General features: G+C 71.8%; 18 protein-coding genes. 12 read left to right on the top strand and 6 right to left on the bottom strand.

The genetic code is table 11. The features are described from left to right. Window positions 1-9 precede the first annotated feature (9 nt). The 3 genes from ACLJOK_RS14055 to ACLJOK_RS14045 all read left to right on the top strand — a co-directional run bounded on the left by ACLJOK_RS14055 (window position 10) and on the right by ACLJOK_RS14045 (window position 3,258). Window positions 10-684, top strand: coding sequence for a DUF6891 domain-containing protein (locus tag ACLJOK_RS14055; protein ID WP_410818911.1), 675 nt, complete (start codon window positions 10-12; stop codon window positions 682-684). Between the two features lie 121 nt (window positions 685-805). Then, window positions 806-1,699, top strand: coding sequence for an SGNH/GDSL hydrolase family protein (locus ACLJOK_RS14050; RefSeq protein ID WP_410818909.1), 894 nt, complete (start codon window positions 806-808; stop codon window positions 1,697-1,699). A gap of 191 nt (window positions 1,700-1,890) precedes the next feature. Continuing rightward, window positions 1,891-3,258: a protein kinase domain-containing protein gene (locus ACLJOK_RS14045; protein ID WP_410818907.1), complete on the top strand. Its 1,368-nt coding sequence runs from the start codon at window positions 1,891-1,893 to the stop codon at window positions 3,256-3,258. Between the two features lie 148 nt (window positions 3,259-3,406). On the opposite strand, the gene ACLJOK_RS14040 is transcribed toward ACLJOK_RS14045, so the two are convergent. From ACLJOK_RS14040 to ACLJOK_RS14030, 3 genes are all read right to left on the bottom strand, one after another. After that, the gene (locus tag ACLJOK_RS14040; protein WP_410818905.1) at window positions 3,407-4,432 is read right to left on the bottom strand and encodes a glycoside hydrolase family 11 protein; all 1,026 of its coding nucleotides are present in this window, start codon (window positions 4,430-4,432) and stop codon (window positions 3,407-3,409) included. A 431-nt stretch (window positions 4,433-4,863) separates the two neighbouring features. Then, window positions 4,864-6,009: an RNA polymerase sigma factor gene (locus tag ACLJOK_RS14035; RefSeq protein WP_410819363.1), complete on the bottom strand. Its 1,146-nt coding sequence runs from the start codon at window positions 6,007-6,009 to the stop codon at window positions 4,864-4,866. Window positions 6,010-6,017: 8 nt separating this feature from the next. After that, window positions 6,018-6,425 carry a YciI family protein gene (locus tag ACLJOK_RS14030; protein WP_410818903.1) on the bottom strand — a complete coding sequence of 136 codons (408 nt, stop codon included), beginning with the start codon at window positions 6,423-6,425 and terminating at the stop codon, window positions 6,018-6,020. A 198-nt stretch (window positions 6,426-6,623) separates the two neighbouring features. Here ACLJOK_RS14030 and ACLJOK_RS14025 point away from each other — a divergent pair, with 198 nt between their 5' ends. The 7 genes from ACLJOK_RS14025 (at window position 6,624) to ACLJOK_RS13995 (ending at window position 16,023) form a co-directional block, all read left to right on the top strand. Continuing rightward, window positions 6,624-7,079, top strand: coding sequence for a Fur family transcriptional regulator (locus ACLJOK_RS14025; RefSeq protein ID WP_410819361.1), 456 nt, complete (start codon window positions 6,624-6,626; stop codon window positions 7,077-7,079). Then, window positions 7,076-9,352: a catalase/peroxidase HPI gene (gene katG, locus ACLJOK_RS14020; protein ID WP_410818902.1), complete on the top strand. Its 2,277-nt coding sequence runs from the start codon at window positions 7,076-7,078 to the stop codon at window positions 9,350-9,352. Before ACLJOK_RS14025 ends, katG begins: the two co-directional genes overlap by 4 nt. A 245-nt stretch (window positions 9,353-9,597) precedes the next feature. Further along, window positions 9,598-10,890: a glycosyltransferase family 4 protein gene (locus tag ACLJOK_RS14015; protein WP_410818900.1), complete on the top strand. Its 1,293-nt coding sequence runs from the start codon at window positions 9,598-9,600 to the stop codon at window positions 10,888-10,890. Window positions 10,891-11,067: 177 nt separating this feature from the next. After that, the gene (locus tag ACLJOK_RS14010) at window positions 11,068-12,525 is read left to right on the top strand and encodes an O-antigen ligase family protein (protein ID WP_410818898.1); all 1,458 of its coding nucleotides are present in this window, start codon (window positions 11,068-11,070) and stop codon (window positions 12,523-12,525) included. A 24-nt stretch (window positions 12,526-12,549) separates the two neighbouring features. Beyond that, window positions 12,550-13,560: a Wzz/FepE/Etk N-terminal domain-containing protein gene (locus tag ACLJOK_RS14005; protein ID WP_410818897.1), complete on the top strand. Its 1,011-nt coding sequence runs from the start codon at window positions 12,550-12,552 to the stop codon at window positions 13,558-13,560. Between the two features lie 31 nt (window positions 13,561-13,591). Then, window positions 13,592-15,172 carry an oligosaccharide flippase family protein gene (locus ACLJOK_RS14000; protein ID WP_410818895.1) on the top strand — a complete coding sequence of 527 codons (1,581 nt, stop codon included), beginning with the start codon at window positions 13,592-13,594 and terminating at the stop codon, window positions 15,170-15,172. Then, the gene (locus ACLJOK_RS13995) at window positions 15,169-16,023 is read left to right on the top strand and encodes a sulfotransferase (protein ID WP_410818893.1); all 855 of its coding nucleotides are present in this window, start codon (window positions 15,169-15,171) and stop codon (window positions 16,021-16,023) included. The genes ACLJOK_RS14000 and ACLJOK_RS13995 overlap by 4 nt, the downstream gene beginning before the upstream one ends. Here ACLJOK_RS13995 and ACLJOK_RS13990 read toward each other — a convergent pair. The 3 genes from ACLJOK_RS13990 to ACLJOK_RS13980 are packed head-to-tail and all read right to left on the bottom strand — an operon-like array spanning window position 16,020 to window position 19,232. Then, window positions 16,020-17,501 carry a hypothetical protein gene (locus ACLJOK_RS13990; protein WP_410818891.1) on the bottom strand — a complete coding sequence of 494 codons (1,482 nt, stop codon included), beginning with the start codon at window positions 17,499-17,501 and terminating at the stop codon, window positions 16,020-16,022. The genes ACLJOK_RS13995 and ACLJOK_RS13990 overlap by 4 nt on opposite strands. Next, window positions 17,498-18,277, bottom strand: a complete 780-nt coding sequence (locus tag ACLJOK_RS13985; protein ID WP_410818890.1) for a sulfotransferase family protein — start codon at window positions 18,275-18,277, stop codon at window positions 17,498-17,500. The genes ACLJOK_RS13990 and ACLJOK_RS13985 overlap by 4 nt, the downstream gene beginning before the upstream one ends. Next, window positions 18,270-19,232, bottom strand: coding sequence for a hypothetical protein (locus tag ACLJOK_RS13980; RefSeq protein WP_410818888.1), 963 nt, complete (start codon window positions 19,230-19,232; stop codon window positions 18,270-18,272). Before ACLJOK_RS13980 ends, ACLJOK_RS13985 begins: the two co-directional genes overlap by 8 nt. Window positions 19,233-19,490: 258 nt before the next feature. Between ACLJOK_RS13980 and ACLJOK_RS13975 the strand changes: the two genes are divergently transcribed. Together ACLJOK_RS13975 and ACLJOK_RS13970 are read left to right on the top strand one after the other, a co-directional pair. Then, window positions 19,491-20,774: a glycosyltransferase family 4 protein gene (locus ACLJOK_RS13975; RefSeq protein WP_410818886.1), complete on the top strand. Its 1,284-nt coding sequence runs from the start codon at window positions 19,491-19,493 to the stop codon at window positions 20,772-20,774. Beyond that, window positions 20,771-21,790, top strand: a complete 1,020-nt coding sequence (locus tag ACLJOK_RS13970; RefSeq protein WP_410818885.1) for a sulfotransferase — start codon at window positions 20,771-20,773, stop codon at window positions 21,788-21,790. Before ACLJOK_RS13975 ends, ACLJOK_RS13970 begins: the two co-directional genes overlap by 4 nt. Window positions 21,791-21,793: the final 3 nt, after the last annotated feature.

Here is a 21,793-nt window from a genome sequence, read left to right as displayed (position 1 = left end):
GATCTCGTCGTGACTGAGTGGACGTACAACGATCGCCCGGTGGGCGTCAGGTTCCTCACCGATCGGATCCCGGAGCCGGGCCGCACCGCCGTCGAGGACGAGCTGTGGGCCTGGGTCGTGCGGGGAGAGGCCGACGCGGACGAGTTCGTCGACTTCTTCGACGATGCCGACGAGCGGTGCGGCGCCACTGACGACGAGCTCAGGGCGGCACACGAGACGGCGTTGACGGTTCGGCGGGAGCAGCAGCGCGAGTGGGGTGAGGTGCGCGGCAACCTCACCCGTGCTTTCGTCGAGCTCAACGAGCTGGGGGTGCTGGCCCGGGAGAACTTCAGCTGCTGTGGCACCTGCGCGAGCGCCGAGATCCACGACGAGCGGGACGACTCTCGGCACTGGCGCGGGTTTCTCTGGTACCACCAGCAGGACACCGAGTCGCTGCTCGCAAGCGACGGCGGCGAGGTCTATCTCGGCTATGGCGTCTACCCGCCGGCCGACTTCGACGAGGTCGCCTACGCGGGGCTGTCGGAGGCCGAGCAGCAGGCCAACTACCAGGCCGACCTGGAACGACTGCTGGACGAGGTCGCCTTTCCGGTGCTTCGCAAGCACGGCATGGAAGTGGAGTGGAACCGCAAGCAGTCCCGCCGGATCCGGGTCACCGGTGCCCAGTGGTATGCGCCGCCGAATTGACCACCACCGATTCATCCCACACTGCGGACCGGCATTTAGTGAGGGTCATCGATATTGACGGTTGACGTCAGCGGCGACAGGATCTCGGGCACCACCACCCTGATCCCTCCTGGGAGTCGCCATGACCCGTCCCCGCCTGCCCCGCCTGCGGGCAGCCACCCGGTTGGCAGCACTCGCTCTTGCCGCCGCCGGCGTGCTGCTCACCGTCGCCACCCCCGCCAGCGCTGCTGTGCCCACCGGCCGCTACGTCGCGCTGGGCGACTCGTACACCGCAGGCCCGCTGATCCCCAGCCAGGTCGACCTCAACTGCCTACGGTCCAACCGCAACTACCCGTCGCTGGTGGCGGCGTCCGCCGGCTCGTCGTCGTTCGCCGATGTGAGCTGCTCCGGCGCCACCACCGACGACATCCTCTACGGCGGTAGCGGCCAACTGGGCATCACGTTGCCGCCGCAGCTCAACGCGGTCACGTCGAACACGTCGCTGGTGACGGTGCAGATCGGCGGCAACGACATCGGCTTCTCCGGCATCATCGGCGACTGTGCGGAGGCGAGCGTCAGCAGCCCGCTCGGATCTCCGTGCAAGAACCGGTACACCGCTGGAGGTGTCGATCAGTTGCAGGCGCGGATCGTCGCCGCCACGCCGAAGATCACCGCCGTGCTCCAGGCGGTTCGGCAGGCCGCACCGGGCGCGCGGGTCGTGGTGCTCGGCTATCCGGCGATCCTGCCGGACAGCGGTTACGGCTGCTGGCCGGTCGTTCCGATCGCCTATCAGGACGTGCCGTACCTGCGGGGCATCGAGAAGTCGCTCAACGCGATGCTGGCCAGTGCCGCGAGTGCCAACGGCGCGACCTACGCCGATGTCTACACCCCGTCGATCGGGCGCGACGCGTGCAAGGGCAGCGGCACCCGGTGGGTCGAGGGCCTGGTGCCGCAGAACTCGGCCGCGCCGTTCCACCCCAACGCCCGAGGTGAGCAGGGCATGGCCACCGCTCTGATCGCCAGGCTGAACAGCTGACCGGGCCGTAATCGGCCGAGCTCGCCCCGCCGGCAACGGCGGGGCGGGTCACTCCTGCGGTGCGCCGCGCGGCGACGTCCAGCCTCGCTGTGCTTGAGATCGGGGGGTCCGGGGTACCGAAAGCTATGGCGAATGTGGGGCAAGTCGTCGGAGACCGTTACCGCCTGGTCGAAAGCATCGCCAGCGGCGGAATGGGTGACGTGTGGCGGGCGGTCGACGAAACCCTCGACCGTTGCGTGGCGGTCAAGATGCTGCAACCTCGGTTGGTTACCGATGGCGGCTTCGGTGAGCGGTTCCGGCGCGAGGCGCGGGCCATGGCGGCCCTGCGTCACCCAGGTGTCGCCCAGGTCTACGACTACGGTGAGGTGTCCCGATCCGGGGCGCCGGTCCTCGCGTACATCGTGATGGAATGCGTGCAGGGGCAGCCGCTGTCGGAGCGGATCGCCGAGGTCGGCCGACTGGACGTGGCCGAGACGATGTCGATCGCGGCGCAGACCGCGAGTGCCCTGCAAGCCGCGCATGACGCTGGTGTCGTCCACCGTGACGTCAAACCCAGCAATCTGATCATCGAGCCGGACGGACATGTCGTACTCGTCGATTTCGGGGTTGCGGTGACGCAGGAAGCGGCGAGCCTGACCGCAACGAACCAGATCGTCGGCACCGCCCTGTACATGGCACCCGAGCAGGTCGCGAGAAACGAGACCACACCGGCGATCGACATCTACGCGCTGGGGGCTGTCGTCTACCACTGCCTCGCCGGTCGTCCGCCGCACCAGGGCGAGAACGCCGTCGCGGTGGCGCTGCGGCATCTCGAGGAGGAACCGTCGCCGCTGCCCGAAGACGTTCCGGCGGAGGTGCGGGCTCTGGTCGCCACAGCGATGGCCAAGGACCCGGCGGACCGCTTTCCGACGGCAGCGGCCATGGCCAGTGCGGCACAGACACTCGCGGACCCGTCCGACCACCTGCTGTCCACCACGACCGGGTCGACCGGGACCGGGATGCGGACCGAGGTCACGGCTGCCCGGCGGTCGGCCCCCGCTGGCACGGTAAGCCGGGCGGTCACTCCTGGGCCTAAAGCGCTCGCGGTGCTTCTCGGATCGTTGGCCGTCGCGGCTTCCGTCCTGGTGCTCGCCGACCCCACCGGGATCAGGCCCGGGCCGACCGGGGGACCGTCGACGCCACCCGGAGTGCCGCCCGCGGTGTCGCCAACGGTGCCGACGCAGCGGGAACCGGGCCCCGGCGTCGGTGGCGGTGAACCGGACAGCCGCGGTTCTGCGGGCCTACCGGTCCGAGCGCCCGGCTCCCCGACCCCGACCCCGACGCGGGCCGCGGGCGAGGGGACGGCGAGCCCATCGACGCCGTCCGGTGGAAGCACCACGGATGCGCCCGGTCCCACCGCGTCCGAGAGCGCTCCTGCGGAGCCGACAAAAGCCCCGACGGGCGGCACGACAGCGGCACCGACCGGGGGGACGACGGAGAACCCGGCGGCGGACCCAACCTCGGAACCGTCGGCGGAGGAATCGACGGCCGAAGGAGAGACCGCGGCGCCGCAGGTGTAGCGGACGGTGGCGACAACCGGGTAGTGCCGCACCGGCGACCCCGAGCCGTCATGAACGCCGAGGCGGACGGGAGGTGCCTGCGCAACGCAGTCTGGCGTGGCGACCGAGGCCGCCACGCCAGTGGTGCGATGTCAGGAACCGATCGGGGTCAACTGGTACGGCAGGTGACCGTCGGCCAGTTCCAGTTGCCGTTGGCCATGATCGTTACGCCGAAGTTGTTGCCGTTGCCGTTCGGCGTGGCGGTGACGGTGCCGCTGTTGCCGTTGACGGCGGCGTTCCAGCTGTTCTGAATGCTCTGGCCGCCACCGAGGCCGAGGCTGACGACCCAGTTGTTGGTGCCGCTGACAGCGACATTGAGGTTGAACCGGTCACCCCACTGCTGGCCGGCGGAGAGCGTCGCGCTGCAGTTTCCGGTGCCCGGGTTGCCGGTGGTGGGCGGGGTGGTCGGGTTGCCGCCGCCGCTGCCCTCCCGGACGGTGATGTCGGAGCTTCCGCTGCTCTGGTAGCCCTCGGTGGCCATGACCTGGTAGCTGTGGTTGGTGCCGAGGTTCAGGCCGGCCCGGGCCCAGGCGTCGAAGTGGTTGGCGGTGGTGATGGTGCCACTCGAGCGCTTCTGCTGGCGGACGCTCCAGAACTGGTAGAACGTCTGGTTGCCGTCGATCGACGGGGCGTTGACCCGCTGGCTGCGGAGGATGTCGTAGGTGCCGCCGTCAGTGGTGACAGTGCCCATCCGGGTGGCGCCGCTGCTCGGGTTGTAGCTGCCGAAGTTCTCCACCACGTAGTACTCGATGAGTGGGCTGCGCGTCCATCCGTACAGGGCCAGGTAGGTGTTGTTGTTGCCCGGGTTGTAGCTGCCCGAGTAACTGACCGTCCGGCGGTTGCCGGTGGCCCAACCCTTGCCGCCGACCCAGTTGTTGGTGCTCCGGTCCCAACTGCTGGTGTATCGGCCGTCGGCGCGCAGCGTCATGCTGGCGTTGCCGCTGTCCTTCCAGAACGAGAAGTAGTACCCGTTGTGTGTGCCGGTGAGGCTCGACGTGAGGGTCCGGTCGGCCTCGGCGTACGCGTTGGTGGCCGTCATCGTGCCGGCGACGGCCACGACGGCGGCGCATGCGGCGCCCAGGAGCAGCCGCATGCGGCCGCGGCCTCTCGGTTTGGTGTGGCTGGTGTCGGTCATGGAACTGTTGCCTCCTCTGACGGCTGGCGGGGGCCAGCGGCGCGGTACGCCTCGGCAGGCTGCCGGTGGTCGGGTAACGGCCACGGCGTCGTACCGCTCGGTGGTGGTGGGACGGTCGTCCTGCACGACGACCGGAGAAGTGGGTCGTGGTGGCTGGTGCTGACGACAATCGAGCGCCGTCGATGGCGACCGTATTAACCCAGCCGTCTCCTTGTCAACAATTTTCGGAAACAGCGTGGCAACACCGCTGCCGTCGCTGAAGCGGTATCCATCCAGGTCAGTAGTCGATCAGAGTTCAGGGCGGTCACCGAAGCGTCGCAACAGCCGAACGCCGACCGGGGTAGGGGCCGCCGAAAGTTCCGGAGAGTTTCCGGACCAGGCGCCCCGGCCGTGGTCAGCGGCACCGGCAGCGCCTCCCGTTGCCCGATCGGTCAGCGGCGCCGCAGGGCGTTGAGCCGGGCGGCCTGGCGGGTCAGGTGGTTGCGTTCGGCGAGGTTGGGGGCCTGCTGGGCAGCTTCGGCGTACAGCCGCGCCGCCGTTGCCAGATCGCCGTCGCGCTCGTGCAGGTACGCCGCCACCGCTGTGTAGCGGGGCAGTGACCCGTCCACCGCCGCGAGCGCCGTCAGACCGGCCCGGGGGCCGTCGGCCTCGCCGACCGCCACCGCGCGGTTGAGTCGCACGACCGGGTTCCCGGTCAGGCGCGCGAGTTCGTCGTACCACTCCACGATCTGCACCCAGTCGGTCTCGGCGGCGGTCGGTGCGTCCGCGTGCAGCGCCGCGATGGCGGCCTGGGCCTGGAAATCGCCCAGTTGGTCGCGGGCCAGGGCCGCCTGGAGGATCTCGACGCCCTCGGCGATCGACCGGGTGTCCCAGCGGCTGCGGTCCTGCTCGGCGAGCGGCACCAGGCTGCCGTCGGGCGCGGTCCGGGCGGCACGCCGCGCGTGGTGCAACAGCATGAGGGCGAGCAGCCCCGCCACCTCGGGGTGGTCGATCGCGGCCGCGAGCTGCCGGGTGAGCCGGATGGCCTCGGCGGCGAGGTCCACGTCACCGGAGTAGCCCTCGTTGAAGACCAGGTAGAGGACGCGCAGCACGGTGGCGACGTCACCGGGTCGGTCGAACCGCAGCCCGGAGACGGTGCGCTTGGCCCGGCTGATGCGCTGCGCCATTGTCGCCTCGGGCACCAGGTAGGCGTGGGCGATCTGTCGGGTGGTCAACCCGCCGACGGCGCGCAGCGTGAGGGCGACAGCGGACGACGGCGTCAGCGACGGGTGGGCGCACAGGAAGTAGAGCTGGAGCGTGTCGTCCACGGTGGGGGCCGGCCCTGGCGCCGGCTCCTCCTCGACGAGATCCTCGCGCCGACGGCGAGCGGTGTCGGCTCGGGCCGCGTCGAGGAACCGTCGCCACGCCACAGTGGTCAACCAGCCCAACGGATCGCGTGGCGGGTCGGCCGGCCAGACCCGGACCGCCTCGACCAGGGCGTCCTGCACGGCGTCCTCGGCCGCCGCGAAGTCGATTCCGCGGCGGACGAGGATCCCGAGGACGCTCGGCGTGAGGCTGCGCAGCAGCGTCTCGTCCATCGGAGTCGTCACTCCGTGATGGTGGGGGGCTCGCTCAGGAACGGGCGCAGCTCCAGCCACTCGTGAATCGGCTTCCCGCCTGCCCCGGGAGCGGCCGACAGCTCCCCGGCCAGCTCGACGGCCCGGTCGTGGCTGTCGACGTCGATCACCATCCAGCCGGCGATGAGATCCTTGGTCTCGGCGAACGGGCCGTCGGTGACCGGCGGGCGGCCCTCGCCGTCGTACCGGACGAACGTGCCCTCCGGGGCGAGGGCCTGAGCGTCGGCGAACTCACCGGTGCCCTCGAGTCGGGCCGCGAAGTCGCGCATGTACTGCATGTGGGCCGAGATCTCCGCCGGCGTCCACTGGTCCATCGGCACGTCGTTCACCGCGGCCGGGGCGCCCCGGTAGTGCTTGAGCAGCAGGTACTTGGCCATCGTGATGCTCCTTGGTGCTGGCTGCGACCCATCGTGATCGCGTTCACTGCGGGGACGGAGCCGGTCGGCAGTTCTCGACATCGCTGTCCGGTTTTTTTCCTCCCGCAGGTTAACCTCGGGTGAATCGTCCGTCGTTGGGGTACCTCGGGCGGCGCAAAACTTGATTCGTTCCAAAATAGTGAGCTAGTGTTCGTACCCGTGATGTCCGACTTCGAGGCGCAGCTGCGGGCCGTCTCGTTGCGCGTGACCCGGCCCCGATTGGCGGTGCTCGCGGCGCTGCGCGACCACCCGCACGTCGGCACCGACGCGGTGATCGCGCTGGTCCGCGCGGAGCAACCCACTGTCTCCCACCAGGCGGTGTACGACGTGCTGCGCGTGCTCACCGACGCCGGCCTGGTGCGGCGCATCCAGCCGGCCGGTGCGACCGCCCGCTACGAGTCCCGGGTCGCGGACAACCACCACCATGTCGTGTGCCGCTCCTGCGGCGCCATCGCCGACGTCGACTGCGCCGTCGGTCACGCCCCCTGTCTCACCGCCTCGGGCGACCACGGTTTCGTGGTCGACGAGGCGGAGGTCGTCTACTGGGGCACCTGCCCCGACTGCGCGACCGAACGCACTCCCCAGAGATCCGCAAGCTCGGAAGGAAGTACATGAGCGACACCCAGGACAACGGCCCCGTCAGTGCGCAGGGCGTGGACCAGAAGGCAGCGGCTGGCTGCCCGGTCGCGCACGACTCGGTGACCGCGCACGGCAGCGAGAGTGAGAACCCGGCGATCGACTCGCCGACCCCGAAGACCGGCGGTCGTCCGCGCACCAACCGGGACTGGTGGCCCAACCAGCTCGACCTCTCGGTGCTGCACGCCCACTCGTCCAAGGGCAACCCGCTGGGCGAGAACTTCAGCTACGCCAGGGAGTTCGCGAAGCTCGACGTCGAGGCCCTCAAGCGCGACATCGTCGAGGTTCTCACCACCTCGCAGGACTGGTGGCCGGCCGACTTCGGCCACTACGGCGGCTTGATGATCCGGATGAGCTGGCACGCCGCCGGCACGTACCGCATCGAGGACGGTCGCGGCGGCGCCGGCGACGGTGGGCAGCGGTTCGCCCCGCTCAACAGCTGGCCGGACAACGCCAACCTGGACAAGGCCCGCCGGCTGCTCTGGCCGGTCAAGCAGAAGTACGGCCAGCAGATCTCCTGGGCCGACCTGCTCGTGCTCGCCGGCAACGTCTCCCTGGAGTCGATGGGCTTCAAGACCTTCGGCTTCGGCTTCGGTCGCGAGGACGTCTGGGAGCCCGAGGAGATCTTCTGGGGTCCGGAGGACACCTGGCTGGGCGACGAGCGCTACGCCTCCGAGAAGGAGATGGCGGCCGGCGTCGGCTCGACCGAGATGGGGCTCATCTACGTCAACCCGGAGGGCCCGCGCGGTAACGCGGACCCGGCCGCGGCGGCGCACTTCATCCGCGAGACCTTCGGCCGGATGGCGATGAACGACGAGGAGACCGTCGCCCTCATCGCCGGTGGTCACACCTTCGGTAAGACCCACGGTGCCGGTGTCGCCGACAACCACGTGGGCCCGGAGCCCGAGGGCGCTCCGCTGGAGGCGCAGGGCCTGGGTTGGCTGAGCACCCACGGCAGCGGCAAGGGCGCCGACACGATCACCAGTGGTCTCGAGGTGACGTGGACCGACGTGCCGACGCAGTGGAGCAACCGCTTCTTCGAGATCCTGTTCGGCTACGAGTGGGAGCTCACCACCAGCCCCGGTGGCGCGAAGCAGTGGGTGGCCAAGGACGCCGAGGCGATCATCCCGGACCCCTTCGACGCGGCGAAGAAGCACCGGCCGACGATGCTCACGACCGACCTGTCGCTGCGCGTCGACCCGGCGTACGAGAAGATCTCCCGCCGCTTCCTGGAGAACCCCGACCAGTTCGCGCTGGCCTTCGCCAAGGCGTGGTACAAGCTGCTGCACCGCGACATGGGCCCGATCGAGCGCTTCCTCGGGCCGTGGGTGGCCGAGCCGCAGCTCTGGCAGGACCCGGTGCCGGCCGTCGACCACGAGCTGGTGGGCGACGCCGACGTCACCGCGCTCAAGGCGAAGGTCCTGGAGTCCGGTCTCACGATCGACCAGCTGGTCTCCACCGCCTGGGCCTCTGCCGCGAGCTTCCGGCACACCGACAAGCGCGGCGGCGCCAACGGGGCGCGCATTCGCCTCGAGCCGCAGCGCAGCTGGGAGGTCAACCAGCCCGAGCAGCTGGCCGCCGTCCTCACCACCCTTGAGGGCATTCAGCAGGAGTTCAACTCGGCCGGCGGGGCGAGCATCTCGCTCGCCGACCTGATCGTGCTGGCCGGTTCGGCCGCCGTCGAGAAGGCGGCGCGGGACGCCGGCGTCGAGGTGACAGTGCCGTTCCGGCCGGGCCGCACCGACGCGACCCAGGAGCAGACCGACACCGATTCCTTCCGGGTCATGGAGCCGCGCGCTGACGGTTTCCGCAACTACCTGCGCCCCGGCGAGAAGACCCAGCCGGAGGTGCTGCTCATCGACCGTGCCTACATGCTCACCCTGACCGCGCCCGAGATGACCGTCCTCATCGGCGGCCTGCGCTCCCTCGGCGCCAACGTCGGCGGCAGCCAGCACGGTGTGCTCACCGACCGGCCGGGCGTGCTCACCAACGACTTCTTCGCCAACCTGCTCTCCCCGGGCACCCGGTGGAGCGCGTCGAAGTCCGACGAGCACGTGTACGAGATCCGCGACCTGGCCACCGATGAGGTGAAGTGGACCGCCAGCGCGGTCGACCTCATCTTCGGGTCCAACTCGCAGCTGCGCGCCCTCGCCGAGGTCTACGCCAGCCAGGACGCCCGCGACAAGTTCGTGGCCGACTTCGTGGCCGCCTGGACCAAGGTCATGGAGCTCGACCGGTTCGATCTCGCCTGACAGGTACCACCGACGAGCCCCGGCCGATCCGCCAAGGATCGGCCGGGGCTCGTCGCCCTTTGCGTGCCGTTCGACGCGGCACCAGCGCCGTCCACCTCGATGTCACCTCGGTGCCATTCCCTTAGCGACGAATCCCATGGATGATTTTTCTGTCTCATTGATCAGCTGGCGGACGGGCCCATCCATGGCAAGGTGTTGATCCTGCCCGGGCGGCGGGCGCGGACCTAGTCACGCAGGGAGTCAACGTGGCCCATCCCGACCTGCAGGCCGAGGACGTGGACCAGCACGCCGCAAGCCCCGCGATACCCCGGCAGCGGGTGGTCCCCGCCCGGCAGCCCCGAGCGGGCGTCGACGACACCCGCACCGCCTGGCGTCCGCTGCGGATCGCGATGATCGGCCAGAAGGGGATGCCGGCGACCTACGGCGGGATCGAACGGCACGTGGAGGAGATGGCCAGCCGGCTCGCCAGCTACGGCCACGAGGTCACCGTCTACTGCCGCCGGAGCTACGGCGAGACACCCGCCGACGGCTACCGGGGCGTACGGCTGCGCCAGACCCATACGATCGCGAGCAAGCACCTCGACGCCATCGTGCACGCGGCGACCTCGACCATGGCGGCGATGACCGCCCGGCCCGACATCGTGCACTACCACGGGCTCGGGCCGGCCCTGGTCGCCCCGCTCCCGCGTGCCCTGTCCCGGGCCCGCGTGGTGCTGACCGTGCACGGGCTGGACAACCAGCGGGGCAAGTGGGGCCTCGCCGCGCGGGCGGTGCTGGGCAGCGCCCACTGGTTCAGCGGGTACGTCCCGCACCAGCGGGTGGCGGTCTCCCAGGGGCTCGCCGCCCACTACGGCGCCCGGTTCGGCCGCCCGACGACCTACATCCCGAACGGCGTGAACCCGGCCCGACCGGCGCGGAACCGTCAAATCCAGGACCGGTTCGGGCTGACCTCCGGCGGCTACCTGCTGCTGGTCGGTCGGCTGGTTCCGGAGAAGGCGGCCGACCTGCTGATCCGGGCCTTCCGCCGCACCGAGACCCCGATGCGCCTGGCGATCGTCGGTGGGTCGTCGTTCACCGACGACTTCGTGGACCGGCTGCGCCGGGAAGCCGGGGCGGACGACCGGATCGTCTTCACCGGGTTCGCCTACGGTGACCTGCTCGCCGAGCTGTACACCGGTGCGGCCGGCTTCGTTCAACCGTCCCGGTTGGAGGGACTGCCGTTGACGTTGCTGGAGGCGGCCGCGTACGGGCTGCCGGTGGTCGCCAGCGACATCGCGCCGCACGTCGAGGTGCTCAGGTCCGACGCCGCCGGCGGGCGGTTGTTCCGCGACGGCGACGAGGACGACCTGGTCCGGGTGCTGACGTCGCTGCTCGCCGACCTGCCGGCTGAACGGGCCGGTGCCGTGGCGCTGGGCGAACGGATCACCGGCCGGTACAGCTGGGACACCGCCGCCCGCGAGTTGGAGCAGCTCTATCTCCGGCTGGCTCCGGAACCCGGCCGACGGGCCAGGGCACGACCCACCGGGGCCGCCGTCTGACCGGACGGTCCCCGCGAGAGTGTCGGATCAGCCCCCCGGAGGACGGCGCAGTCGGTGCAACGGCCCCTTCTGCCGTCGGTGCGACAGGACTAGATTGAACCGATCTTGTGCCGGGAGGACATCGGTGGGCCGCGCCCGGCAGCGGCCGAGCAGCGCCGATTCAGTTCAGTGGGATCAGTGGAACAACACACGCAGCAGGTCACCCCGCTCATGACCAAGCGGCTCGACCCGACCCGCCTGCTCACCGGCGGCGCGGCGCTGGCCGCCGCGGTGGTGGCGGTGGTCGCGGGTGTCTCGATGGCGGCCGGTGACCGTAGGGGCATGGTGCTGCCGCTCGCTGCGGTTGCGGGCATCGCGGTTGCCGTCCTCGCGCTGACCCGGTTCGCCGGGTACGTGCTGCTGATGCTCGCGGTTCGTTCCTGCGTCGACCTGTTCAAACTGACCGGCCCGAGCGCCGGCCAGGCCGACTCCGCCGGGGCGGCCCGGGCGGTGGACCCCTCCACGGTGCTCGCGGTGCTGTTCCTCCTCGCCGCCGGGCTCTGGCTGGCCGCACAGCTCAGCCGACACGGGCGGCTGCGCGGCTCCCCGCTCAGCTGGGCCATGCTGCTCGTCGGCGCCAGCAGCGTGGTCAGCGCCCTCGGTGCCAGCCGACCGGCGAACAGCCTCTTGGAGGCGTTGCGGATCCTCACCGTGGTGGTGATGTTCGTGGTGCTGGAACAGCTCATGCCGGACACCGCGTCGATCCGTCGGGTCCTGCTCGCCTGCTACGCCTCGCTGGTGCTGGCACTGGGCTACACCGTCGTGCTGTCGCTGCTCGGCAACCCGCCGGCCGAGGTGAAGGGCGACTTCACCCGGATCAGCGGCACGTTCAGCCAGTCGACAACGTTCGGCCGCTACCTGATGTTCATGGTGATCTTCGGGTTCGCGGTGTACCGCTTCCTGGATCGTCGACTGCGGGCGTCACTCGCGGTGCTGCTCGCGCTCTCGCTGCTGTTCCTGCTGCTCACCAACACCCGCAGCGCCCTGCTCGGCGCGGCGATCGGTCTGGTGGTGGTCGCCGCGCTGCATCGCAGCAAGCGGATGCTGGTCACCCTCTGCGTGGTGGCGGTCGCCGGGGTGGCCCTGGTGCCCGCCGTCGGCGAACGCTTCGCCCAACTCGGCACGTCGCGCGCGGTCGGCGGAGACCCGACCGGAAACACCCTGGCGTGGCGGATCGGCTACTGGACCGAGATCGTCACGCTCGCCGACCGGAACCCGGTGACCGGCATCGGGCCGAACATGACCCAGCGCGAGACCGACGAGGCGAAGAAGCCGCACAACGACTTCCTGCGGGCGTACGTGGAGACCGGACTGCTCGGTCTCGGGGCGTACCTGCTGATGCTGTTCGCCTTTCTGTACACCGCCCGGACCGCGCTGCGGCGCGCGCCGCCGGGCAGCTTCGAGCGTGGCGTCGCGGTCGGGTTCACCGGCTGCGCCGCCGCGTTCGTGGCGGTCAGCGCCGCCTCCAACGTCATTTCCAACGTGGTCACTCTCTGGTACTTCGTCGCGTTCGCCGCGGCGGCCAGTGTGATCGCCCGCCAGCCGGCTCCGAACCTGACCGGCGAGCAGCCACGAGGCACGTCCGTCCCGGTTTGACTGAACGACAGCATTGGGGAGAAAGTGGAGATCGTCGACTACCTGCGGGTCGCCCGGCGGCGCCTCTGGGTACTCGTGGGGGTGCCGGTGCTCGCCACCGGCGCCGCGGCCGCCATCGTCCTGTTCGCGCCACAGCAGTTCAGCGGGACCGCGTACGTGGCGGCGCCGGCCCTGGTGGGCGGCGGTGCGGCCGGGACGCAGTACACCGGTACGCAGGCGGCGAACCAGTTCGTCGCGGCGTTCGGCGCGGCGGTCACCTCGCCCCGCGTCCTCGCCGACGTGGCCGCTGACACCGGGGTGGCGCCGGAGCGGCTGCGCGACGGGATCGCCGTCACCCAGGTCGGCGCGAGCAGCCAGTTGGAGGTGACGTACACCGCCGGCGACCGGGCGACTGTCGCGCCGGTGCTGACCGCTACCACCACCCGGGCGCTGGCCTTCCTCTTCTCCTCCCAGGTCGGCATCGCCACCGGCGAGGTCGAGGCGGCCAACGCCGACGTCACCGCGGCGACCAAGGCGATCGGTGAGTGGGAGAAGGCGAACAAGGTCTCCCAGCCGGACCGGATCTACCAGGCGACGCTGGGCGAGCTGACCAGCCTGCGCCAGCAGCAGCTCTCCATGCAGGCCGTCGGCAACAGTCGCGGTGTCTCCGCGGCGACCGCCGCGATCACCGCCGCCCAGAAGAAGCTCGACGAGCTGGGGCCGAAGCTTCCCGACTACCAGGCCCTGCTCGCCCAGCGGGACGCGGCGACCAACGCCCTGTCCCAGGCGCGGGAGGGGTTGCAGGCGGCGCGGGCGCAGGCCCAGGCCGCCGATCCCAAGCAGGTGACCAGCATCGGCGAGGCGCACGAGGTGAGCCGGATGACCGAGCTGGTGCGCACCGCCCTGCCGGTGGGCGGCGCGGGTCTGCTGCTCGGGGTGCTGCTGGTGGGCGTACTCGAACTGCTCTCCCGGGGTCGCGCCGCCGCCCGGCCGGCGGCGGCGACCGCCGCGGCCCCCTCGGCGCCGGCGGAGACCGTGACCGCGGCACGGCCGTGACCGTCGGAGAACAGGCCGCCGGGTGCGCGAGGTGACCGGCCGGCCGCCGGCCGCGCCGGAGGCCGGCGACCAGCAGGTACGCGGCATGGCCCGCGGCGGTGTGCTGAACCTGGGCAGCGCCGTGCTCAGCCAGGTGGCGCTCTTCCTGGTCATGCTGTTGCTGGCCCGGGCCCTGGGCGTACGCGAACTCGGCCGGTACGCCCAGGTCTACGCCGTGCTGTCGCTGCTGGGCCTGCTCTCGCTCTCCGGTTTCCGGGCCGGGCTGACCCGGTTCGTGGCGGTGCATCTCGCCGACGACGAGCCGGCCGCCCTCCGGGGCGCGATCCGGCTCGGGATCGGCATTTCGGCCGTGGCGTCCACAGTGATCGCCCTCGGCCTGGCGGTCGGCGCGCCGTGGCTCGCCGACGCCCTGCACGACCCGCAGCTCACCACCGGGCTGCGATTGGCGGCGCTGTGCCTGCCCGCCGCGACCGTCTGTGAGGCCGCGCTCGCGGCCACCCGGGGGTGGCGCACGCAACGGGCCTACGCGCTCATCGGCCAGGTCTACGAGCCGGCCGCCCGGCTGGTGCTCACCGCGTTGGCGCTCGCCCTCGGGGCCGGCCTGACCGGCGCGTTCTGGGCGCTGGTGGCGGCGAGCTGGAGCGCGGCCGGGCTCGCCCTCGTCGCGCTCGCCCGGATGGTGCGCCGGGTGCCCGCCGCCCGGCCCGCGTACCGGCCGGGCGAGCTGTTCCGGTTCTCCACGGTCAGCTGGGTCTCCTCGCTGTCGTCCACAGGGCTGATCTGGGTGGACGCGTTGCTGCTCGGCTTCTTCGACTACGGTCCCGACGCGATCGGCGTCTACCACGTGGCGACCCGGCTGGTCACGATCGCGGTGTTCGTGCTGGCGCCGGTCAACGCCTCGTTCGGTCCGCACCTGGCGCACCTCTACCACCAGGGTCGGCTGGACGAGGTACGCCGGATCTACCGGGTCGCCACCGGTTGGGTGCTCCGGCTGTCGCTGCCGGCCTTCGTGGCGTTGCTGGTCCTCCCGGAGCAGTTGCTGCGCCTGGTCGGCGGGCCGGGTCTGGCCGGGGGTGCGGCGGTGACTGTGGTGCTGGCGCTCGGCCAGCTCGTCAACGCGGCGACCGGTCCCTGCGGGACGCTGCTGAACATGTCCGGCCGGGTCTCGGTCAACATGATGGACAACCTCGCGGCCCTGCTGCTCAACGTCCTGCTCAACCTCTGGCTCATTCCGGCGTACGGCATTCTCGGCGCGGCAGTGGCCTGGGCGGTGTCGTTGGCGGCGGTGAACGTCGCCCGGGTCTGGCAGGTGCGCGCGCAGGTGCACACCGTGCCGGTGACGGCGGGCATGGTCAAGGGCCTGGTCGCCGCGCTGGTCGCGATGGGCGTCGGGTTCGGTGTGCGAGGGCTGGTCGAGGGCTGGGCCGCGCAGCTCGCTGTCGGTCTGGCCGCGATCGTGGTGGCGTACCTCGCCGTGGTGCTCGCCCTCGGGCTCAGTCGGGAGGACGTGATGGTGTTGCGCTCGGTGACCCGTCGAGGTGGTCGACGCGCCCCGGCCGGCTCCGCCGACGGTGCCGGTGTGGGTGCCGGCCGCAGCGGGGTGCGCTCGTGACCGGGGTCGCGCGGCGTCAGGTCACCGACCGGCTGCGCCGGGGCGTACGCGCGGCGCGGGCGTGGGGGCGCGCGGCGAGGCCGGGCGACAGTGGGCCGTTGCCCGACTTCCTGGTGATCGGCGGGCAGCGCTGCGGCACCACCTCGCTCTACCACCATCTCGCCGCGCATCCCCAGGTCCGGGCGGCCACCGGCAAGGAGTTGCAGTACTTCAGCGTCCACCATGGTCGGGGGGTGCGGTGGTACCGGGGACACTTCCCGCACCTCGCTCCTGGTGAGCGCACGTTCGAGGCGAGCCCCTACTACCTGTTCCACCCGAGTGTGCCGGCCCGGGTCGCGGCGACAGTGCCGCAGGCCCGATTCGTCGCACTGCTGCGTGACCCGGTGCAGCGGGCGTACTCGCACTACCTGCACACCCGCTCGTACGGCGCCGAGCCGCTCTCCTTCGCCGACGCGCTGGACGCGGAGGAGGAGCGGCTGGCCCGGGCGACGCGGGGCGGCCCGGACAGCCCCGCCGCGCACCGGGCGCTGCGTAACTATTCGTACGCGGCCCGGGGGCGCTACGCCGAGCAGTTGGACCTGTGGTTCGCGCACGTCCCGCGGGAGCGGATCCACCTGGCCCGGACCGAAGACCTGGACACCGACCCGGATGGCACGTACGGCGACATGTTGCGCTTCCTCGGCCTGCCGGCCTTCACCCCCGAGGCGTTCACCCGGCACACCCGTCGCGTCGACAACGGTGTCTCGCAGCTGACCCCGGCGCTACGCGAGCGTCTCGGCGCGTACTTTGCGCCGCACAACGCCCGCCTGACCGCCCTGCTCGACTGGCCCGAACCCTGGCCGGCCCGCTAGCGGACGGTGGCGAGGATCCGGTCCACCGGCTGGTCGGCGCGGAGCAGGACGGGGACGTCGGTCACTGTGGTGCCGTCGCCGGCCGCGCCCAGCGGGGAACCCACAGCCCCGGTCCGTCCGCCCGGTGTCGCCGGCACGGTGACCGGCGTCTTCGACGCCGACCAGAGCACCAGCGTGCTCGACAGGCCCCGGACGAACGCGACCCCGTTCAGCCTGCCGGCGACCGAGGCGGGCAGCGGGGTGACTGTGGTGTCCCGGGCCGCGTCGGCCAGGGCGGCCATCATCCGGCCGGCGTCCCGTTCGGTGCCGTCCGGGTCGAGCAGGCCGTAGCGGACCTCGCTGCCGGCCGCGTTGTTCGGGTTGTACGCCAACGGCAACCAACTGATCTCGCCGATTCCGCCGGCTACCAGCAGGGTGACCGTCTTGACCATCTCCGCCGCCCGGCTGGCCGGGTCACCGTCGCCGTCGCGCCAGAACTGCCCGACCTCCCACGCCTGGATCGGCATACCCGGCGGTGTGGTGGCGCGCAGATAGTCCAGCAGCGGGGCCACCCCGCTGAAGTGCTCGTAGAAGTGCACCTGCCGGACGTCGACGGTGCCGTCAGTCAGCAGCGACTCGGTCACCGCGAGGAAACGCAGGCTGCGGCTGTTGGTCTCGGTGCCGAGCGCCCGGCGCAGTTGCGCCTCCCCGGTCACCGCCGGGATCTGCTGCCCCCGGGTGCCGACCCGACGTTGGAAGTACGCCTGGTAGGCGGCGATCGCCTCGGGCATCCGACCGTCGCCCACCAGCCGGTCGGCGACACCCATGCCGTACGCGACGCTGCTGATGCCGGAGTCGACCACCAGCGCCTTCGGGTCGGTCGCACGGATCGTCTCGGCGGCGGCCCGGACCAGCCGCGCGTAATCCTCGGGGCTGCCGGCCCAGTAGCTCGGCGCGTTGACCTCGTTCTCGATGGCGTACTCGCGCACCCCGTACGGGCCGTAGCGTTGCACCACCGAGCGGACGAACCGCTGGTACGCGCCGAGGTCGGTGGGCATCGCCGACTCGGTCTTGTTCGCCGCGCCCCGGGTGTGGCGGGCGGTGCCACCGGTCGCCCAGCACACGCCGGTGCGGATCTTCAGGTGCAGGGTGATGCCCAACTCCCGGCTGCGTGAGGCGATCTCGTCCAGCCCGGCCCAGTCGGCCTGCCCCGAGGTCCGTTCGATCTCGCACCAGGAGATCTCCTCGTACGTCGCCGAACCGGCGAGCCGGCGCAGGTACGGCCCGAACTGCTGGTAGCGCGACCAGTCCCAGTGCGCGCCGAACGGGTTGCTCACCTGGTCGAGGGCGTGCGCCGGCGGGCCGGCTCCGGGTGCCGCCGTCGCGGAGGGGGTGGCGGCCGGTCGCGGATCGTCGTCGGCGGCGGTGCAGCCGGTGGTGAGCAGGAGCGTGATGGCGACGGCGGTGGCGACCGCGCGCAGCCGGCCGGGGCGGTTCACCGGTAGCCCAGCGCGCGCAGGGTCGGACCGGAGAAGACCCAGACCAGCAGGCGGAGGAACGGGTCGAGTTCGCGGTGGTGGCTGCCCACCCGGGAGCCGTAGATGGCCGCGGGGTCGCCCACCGCCGCGCGTCGCCGCTCGGCCTCGGTGGTGTACTTCTGAGCCACGTCGTGCTGCTTGCTGTCGTAGTCGAGGATGCCGTCCTCCCACTGTTCGCCGAGGAACTCGAAGAGGCCCCGCATCGCCTTTTCCGGCTCGCTGACCGCCTGCTCGTACCGCAGCTCGTAGTAGCGGTCCGCCGGCAGGGTGGCGCCGACCGCCCGCGCGGCGCGGATGTAGCGTGGCCATTTCACCACGCACTTCACCGCGGACCAGTAGCCGAACCGTTTGCGGTGCGAGACCACCACGTCGCGTCCGTCTCGGATGAGGTGCACGATCTGGGCGTCCGGGAAGACCTCGGTGACGAAGTCGAGCGACATGGCGTACAGCGGGGTCTTGTCGGCCCACCGGGTCTTGCCCCGCGCGGCGGCGTAGTCGGCGTGCACGCCGCCGAAGAAGTCCCGGATCCGGCGCAGCCAGTCCTCGCGCGGAAAGCCGAAGCGGGCCAGTCGCTCCCAGTCCCGGCCGACGATCCGTCGGAGGTCCGGCAGGAACCGGGTCTCCGGGCCGCAGCTGATCCGCGAGTGCGAGTCCAGGACGAGGCGCACCATCGTGGTGCCCGACCGCTGGCAGCCGACCAGGAAGATCGGCGCGGTGCGGGTTTCGGTCTCAGTCACTGTCGACCGCCTTCGTCGTCTCGGATCGGGCGTCGGCCGCGGCACGGTCGAGCCGGTCGGTCAGCTCGTCGCAGTGGGCCCGGACGCGTGGATCGATCGATAGCCGTCGGTCGCCCGCCGCGCCGTGCGACGCGCGTGGGGCGATGTGCGCGTGCAGCCGGGGATGGTAGGGGAAGTCGAGGAAGGCGCAGAGCCGTCGGAGCTGCGCGGCGGGCTCCGCGACCAGGCTGTCGTAGCGGCAGAGCAGCACGTCGGCCCGCTGGTCCAGGCCGAGCTGGAAGAACAGCGAGTTGCGGACGTACCAGAACAGCGCCGCGCCGCTGTGCGGATCCAACCGCTGCGGGTCGTGGGCCCGGATCAGCTCGATGGTGTCGGTGTCGAGGCGTTGCCCCTGCCACCGTCGGCCGATGCTGCCGTCGGCGATCGCCCGCAGGGCCCGCAGGTTGGCGTCACCGAACTTGGCGACCTCGGAGCGGGCCCGGTCGTCGACGTCGCGGTAGACCCACAGCGCCCGCCCGGGCGTCTGCCCCGGCAGGGCCAGCAACTCGTCCACGCGGTGGCTCTCGCAGAGCGGCTTGACCAGGACGTACGCGTGCCGGCTGCGGTGGAGGGCGGCGGTCAGCACCGGGTCCGGGCGCAGGTGGAAGCGGTGGAAGAGAGTGCTGTCGTTCTCGTTGCGGACCTCGACCTCTCCGGCGGCGTCCAGGCCCCGGACCAGCATGTTCGTGCCGGAGCGTTGCAGACCGACCAGGTAGACCGGCATCGCCGAGCCGGGCGTCCGGCCGGCCCGCCGTCGCCAGCGTCGCTTCGCCAGGGCCGTGCCGATCCGGTCGACCGGGTTGAGGCGGTCCTCCTCGATCAGCCGTCCGATCCCCTCGGTACGCGCCCAGCGCAGATGCCGCCGGACCCGGCGCGCGGTGTACGCGAGCGCGGAGACCTCGTCGTCGGCTGCCACGGTCCTCCTCGTCGGGCACCGGCCCGGCCCGAAACCAGAGCGGGTGCGACCGGCGGCAGCCAGGCTATCGGGAGATCACGGCGGGAGGCCAGGCCGCGGACCGCACGGGCAGACGAAGATCACCCGTTCAGCCACATGCCAAACGTGAGCTGGACTCGCCGACTCGCCCTGCATACCGTGGGCCCTGGCCGGGGCGGGCAGACCCCGGTCATCACCTCCGGGCCCGGTTCGCCCGATCGACGTGAGCAGGGCGAGTCGATGCGCGTGCTGCATGTGAACAAGTTCCTCTACCGCCGTGGTGGCGCGGAGGGGTATCTGCTCGATCTCGCCGACCTGCAACGGGTTGGCGGCGACACTGTCGCCTACTTCGGCATGAGCCACCCGGAGAACGAGTCACCGCTGCCGTACGCCGCGCGCTTCCCGTCCGAAGTGGAGTTGGAGCCGGCGCCGAGCGGGGTGCGGCCCCGCGCGGTGGCCGTCGGCCGGATGCTGTGGTCGCCGACGAGCCGCCGCGGCCTGGCCCGGGTGATCGACGATTTCCGGCCGGACGTGCTGCACCTGCACAACATCTACCACCAGCTCTCCCCGTCGGTGCTCGCAGCGGCCCGCGCCGCCGGTGTGCCGTGCGTGCTGACCATGCACGACTACAAGCTCGCCTGCCCGAGCTACCAACTGCTGGACCGGGGCCGCCCCTGCCAGGCGTGCGTCACCGGTGGCCCGTTGCAGGCGGCCCGTCGCCGCTGCAAGGACGGATCGCTGTCGCGCAGCGGGCTGCTCGCTGTCGAGTCCTGGTTGCACCGGCAGCTCGACGCGTACGACCCGGTGCAGCTCTTCGTCAGCCCGAGCGGGTTCCTGGCCGACGTGATGCGCCGCGCGGGCGTCTACCCGGACCGGTTGCGGGTGGTCAACCACTTCGTCGACCTGACCGGCGTGACGGCCAAGCAGACGCCCGGCGGCGGTGTCGTCTTCGCCGGCCGGTTGGCGCCGGAGAAGGGTGTCGACGTGCTGATCGAGGCGGCCGCCGCGCTGCCGGACGGGGTCAGCGTGGACGTCGCCGGAGACGGCCCGGCCCGCCCGGAGTTGGAGGCCCTCGCCGCACGGCGGGTGCCCGGCCGGGTCCGGTTCCACGGCCGTCTCGACAAGCCGCGCCTGCACGAGCTGATCCGGTCGGCGGCGGTCGTCGCCGTCCCGTCACGGTGGCACGAGAACCAACCGATGGCGGTGCTGGAGGCGTTCGCCTGCGGGGTGCCGGTGGTCACCACCGACCTGGGCGGGCTACCCGAGCTGGTCGAGCCGGAGGTGGACGGCCGCGTCGTCACCGCCGACGCGCCGACGGCCCTCGGCGACGCGCTCAACGACCTCGTGGCCGACCCGGAGCGGGCGTACCGGATGGGCCGGGCCGGCCGGGCGAAAATTGCCGCCCAGTTCGCCCCGGACCGGCACCTGGACCGCATCCGTGGGCTGTACGCGGAGGCCGCCGAGGCGCTGCCGTCGCGGCGGCGGGCCGGCCGGGCCACCGCCGGTGGGGGAGCGGCCCGGTGAGCCCGGTGCGGGTGCTCTACCTCGCCGGCAGTGGTCGCAGTGGCAGCACGCTGGTCACCACGGTCCTGGGACAGTTGCCGGGCTTCTTCGCGGCGGGCGAGCTGCGATACCTGTGGCGGCGCGGCATCCTGGAGAACCGGCCCTGCGGCTGCGGATCCCCGGCCGCCGACTGCCCACTCTGGACCCGGGTGCGCGCCGACCTGACCGACGCCGACCCGGCCGGGATCGCCGCCCGGTTGGCCCAGCGGCTGCGGCTGCGGGGGCTGCCCGCACTGCTGCGCCGCCAGCGTCGGGGGCAGCCGCCGCTCGCGGGCCACCCCGACGACACGCAGCTGGCAAGGCTCTACGCCTCGATCGCCGAGCACGCCCTGGCCGGCCGGTCGGACGGCGTCATCGTCGACTCCTCCAAGCTGCCGCCGTACGGTGCCCTGCTCGGCAGCCTGCCCGGCATCGACCTGTACGTCCTGCACGTGGTGCGCGACCCGCGCGCCACCGCGTACTCCTGGCGTCGCCGACGCCCGCTGGACGGGCGCGCCGACGACCAGCTGATGAGCCGCCCACCGGTGGGCAAGGCCGCGCTGCTCTGGCTGGTCTGGAACACCGCGACAGTACGACTCTGGGGCGATCGCCGCCGCGCGCCGGGCCGTTACCTGCGGGTGCGGTACGAGGACTTCGTGGCCGACCCCGCCGGGCTCACCGCCCGGATCGTCGGCTTCGTCGGCGCTGTCCCCGGCGAGCTTCCGTTTCCGACACCGGCCACGGTGCGGCTCGCCCCCACCCACTCGGTGGCCGGCAATCCGTCGCGGCACCGCATCGGGCTGGTCGACGTGGTCGCCGACACCGAGTGGCTGACCGGGCTCCCCACCCGCGCGTACGCCGTGGTGACCGGGCTGACCGCGGTGGCCCTGACCCGGTTCGGCTATCCGTTGCGCCGCCCGGCGGTCCCCCCGCCCGCCGCCCGCCGCGCCGCGGACCCGGCCGTCTCCCCGTCACCCGCCACCCGGCAGGAAGGCTGAACG

The organism is Micromonospora sp. 050-3 (assembly GCF_046549335.1).
In the GTDB taxonomy this organism is placed as follows: Bacteria; Actinomycetota; Actinomycetes; order Mycobacteriales; family Micromonosporaceae; genus Micromonospora; species Micromonospora trifolii.
The sequence above is the reverse complement of the archived record's forward strand: the minus strand, read 5'-3'. Positions and strand labels throughout refer to the sequence as shown.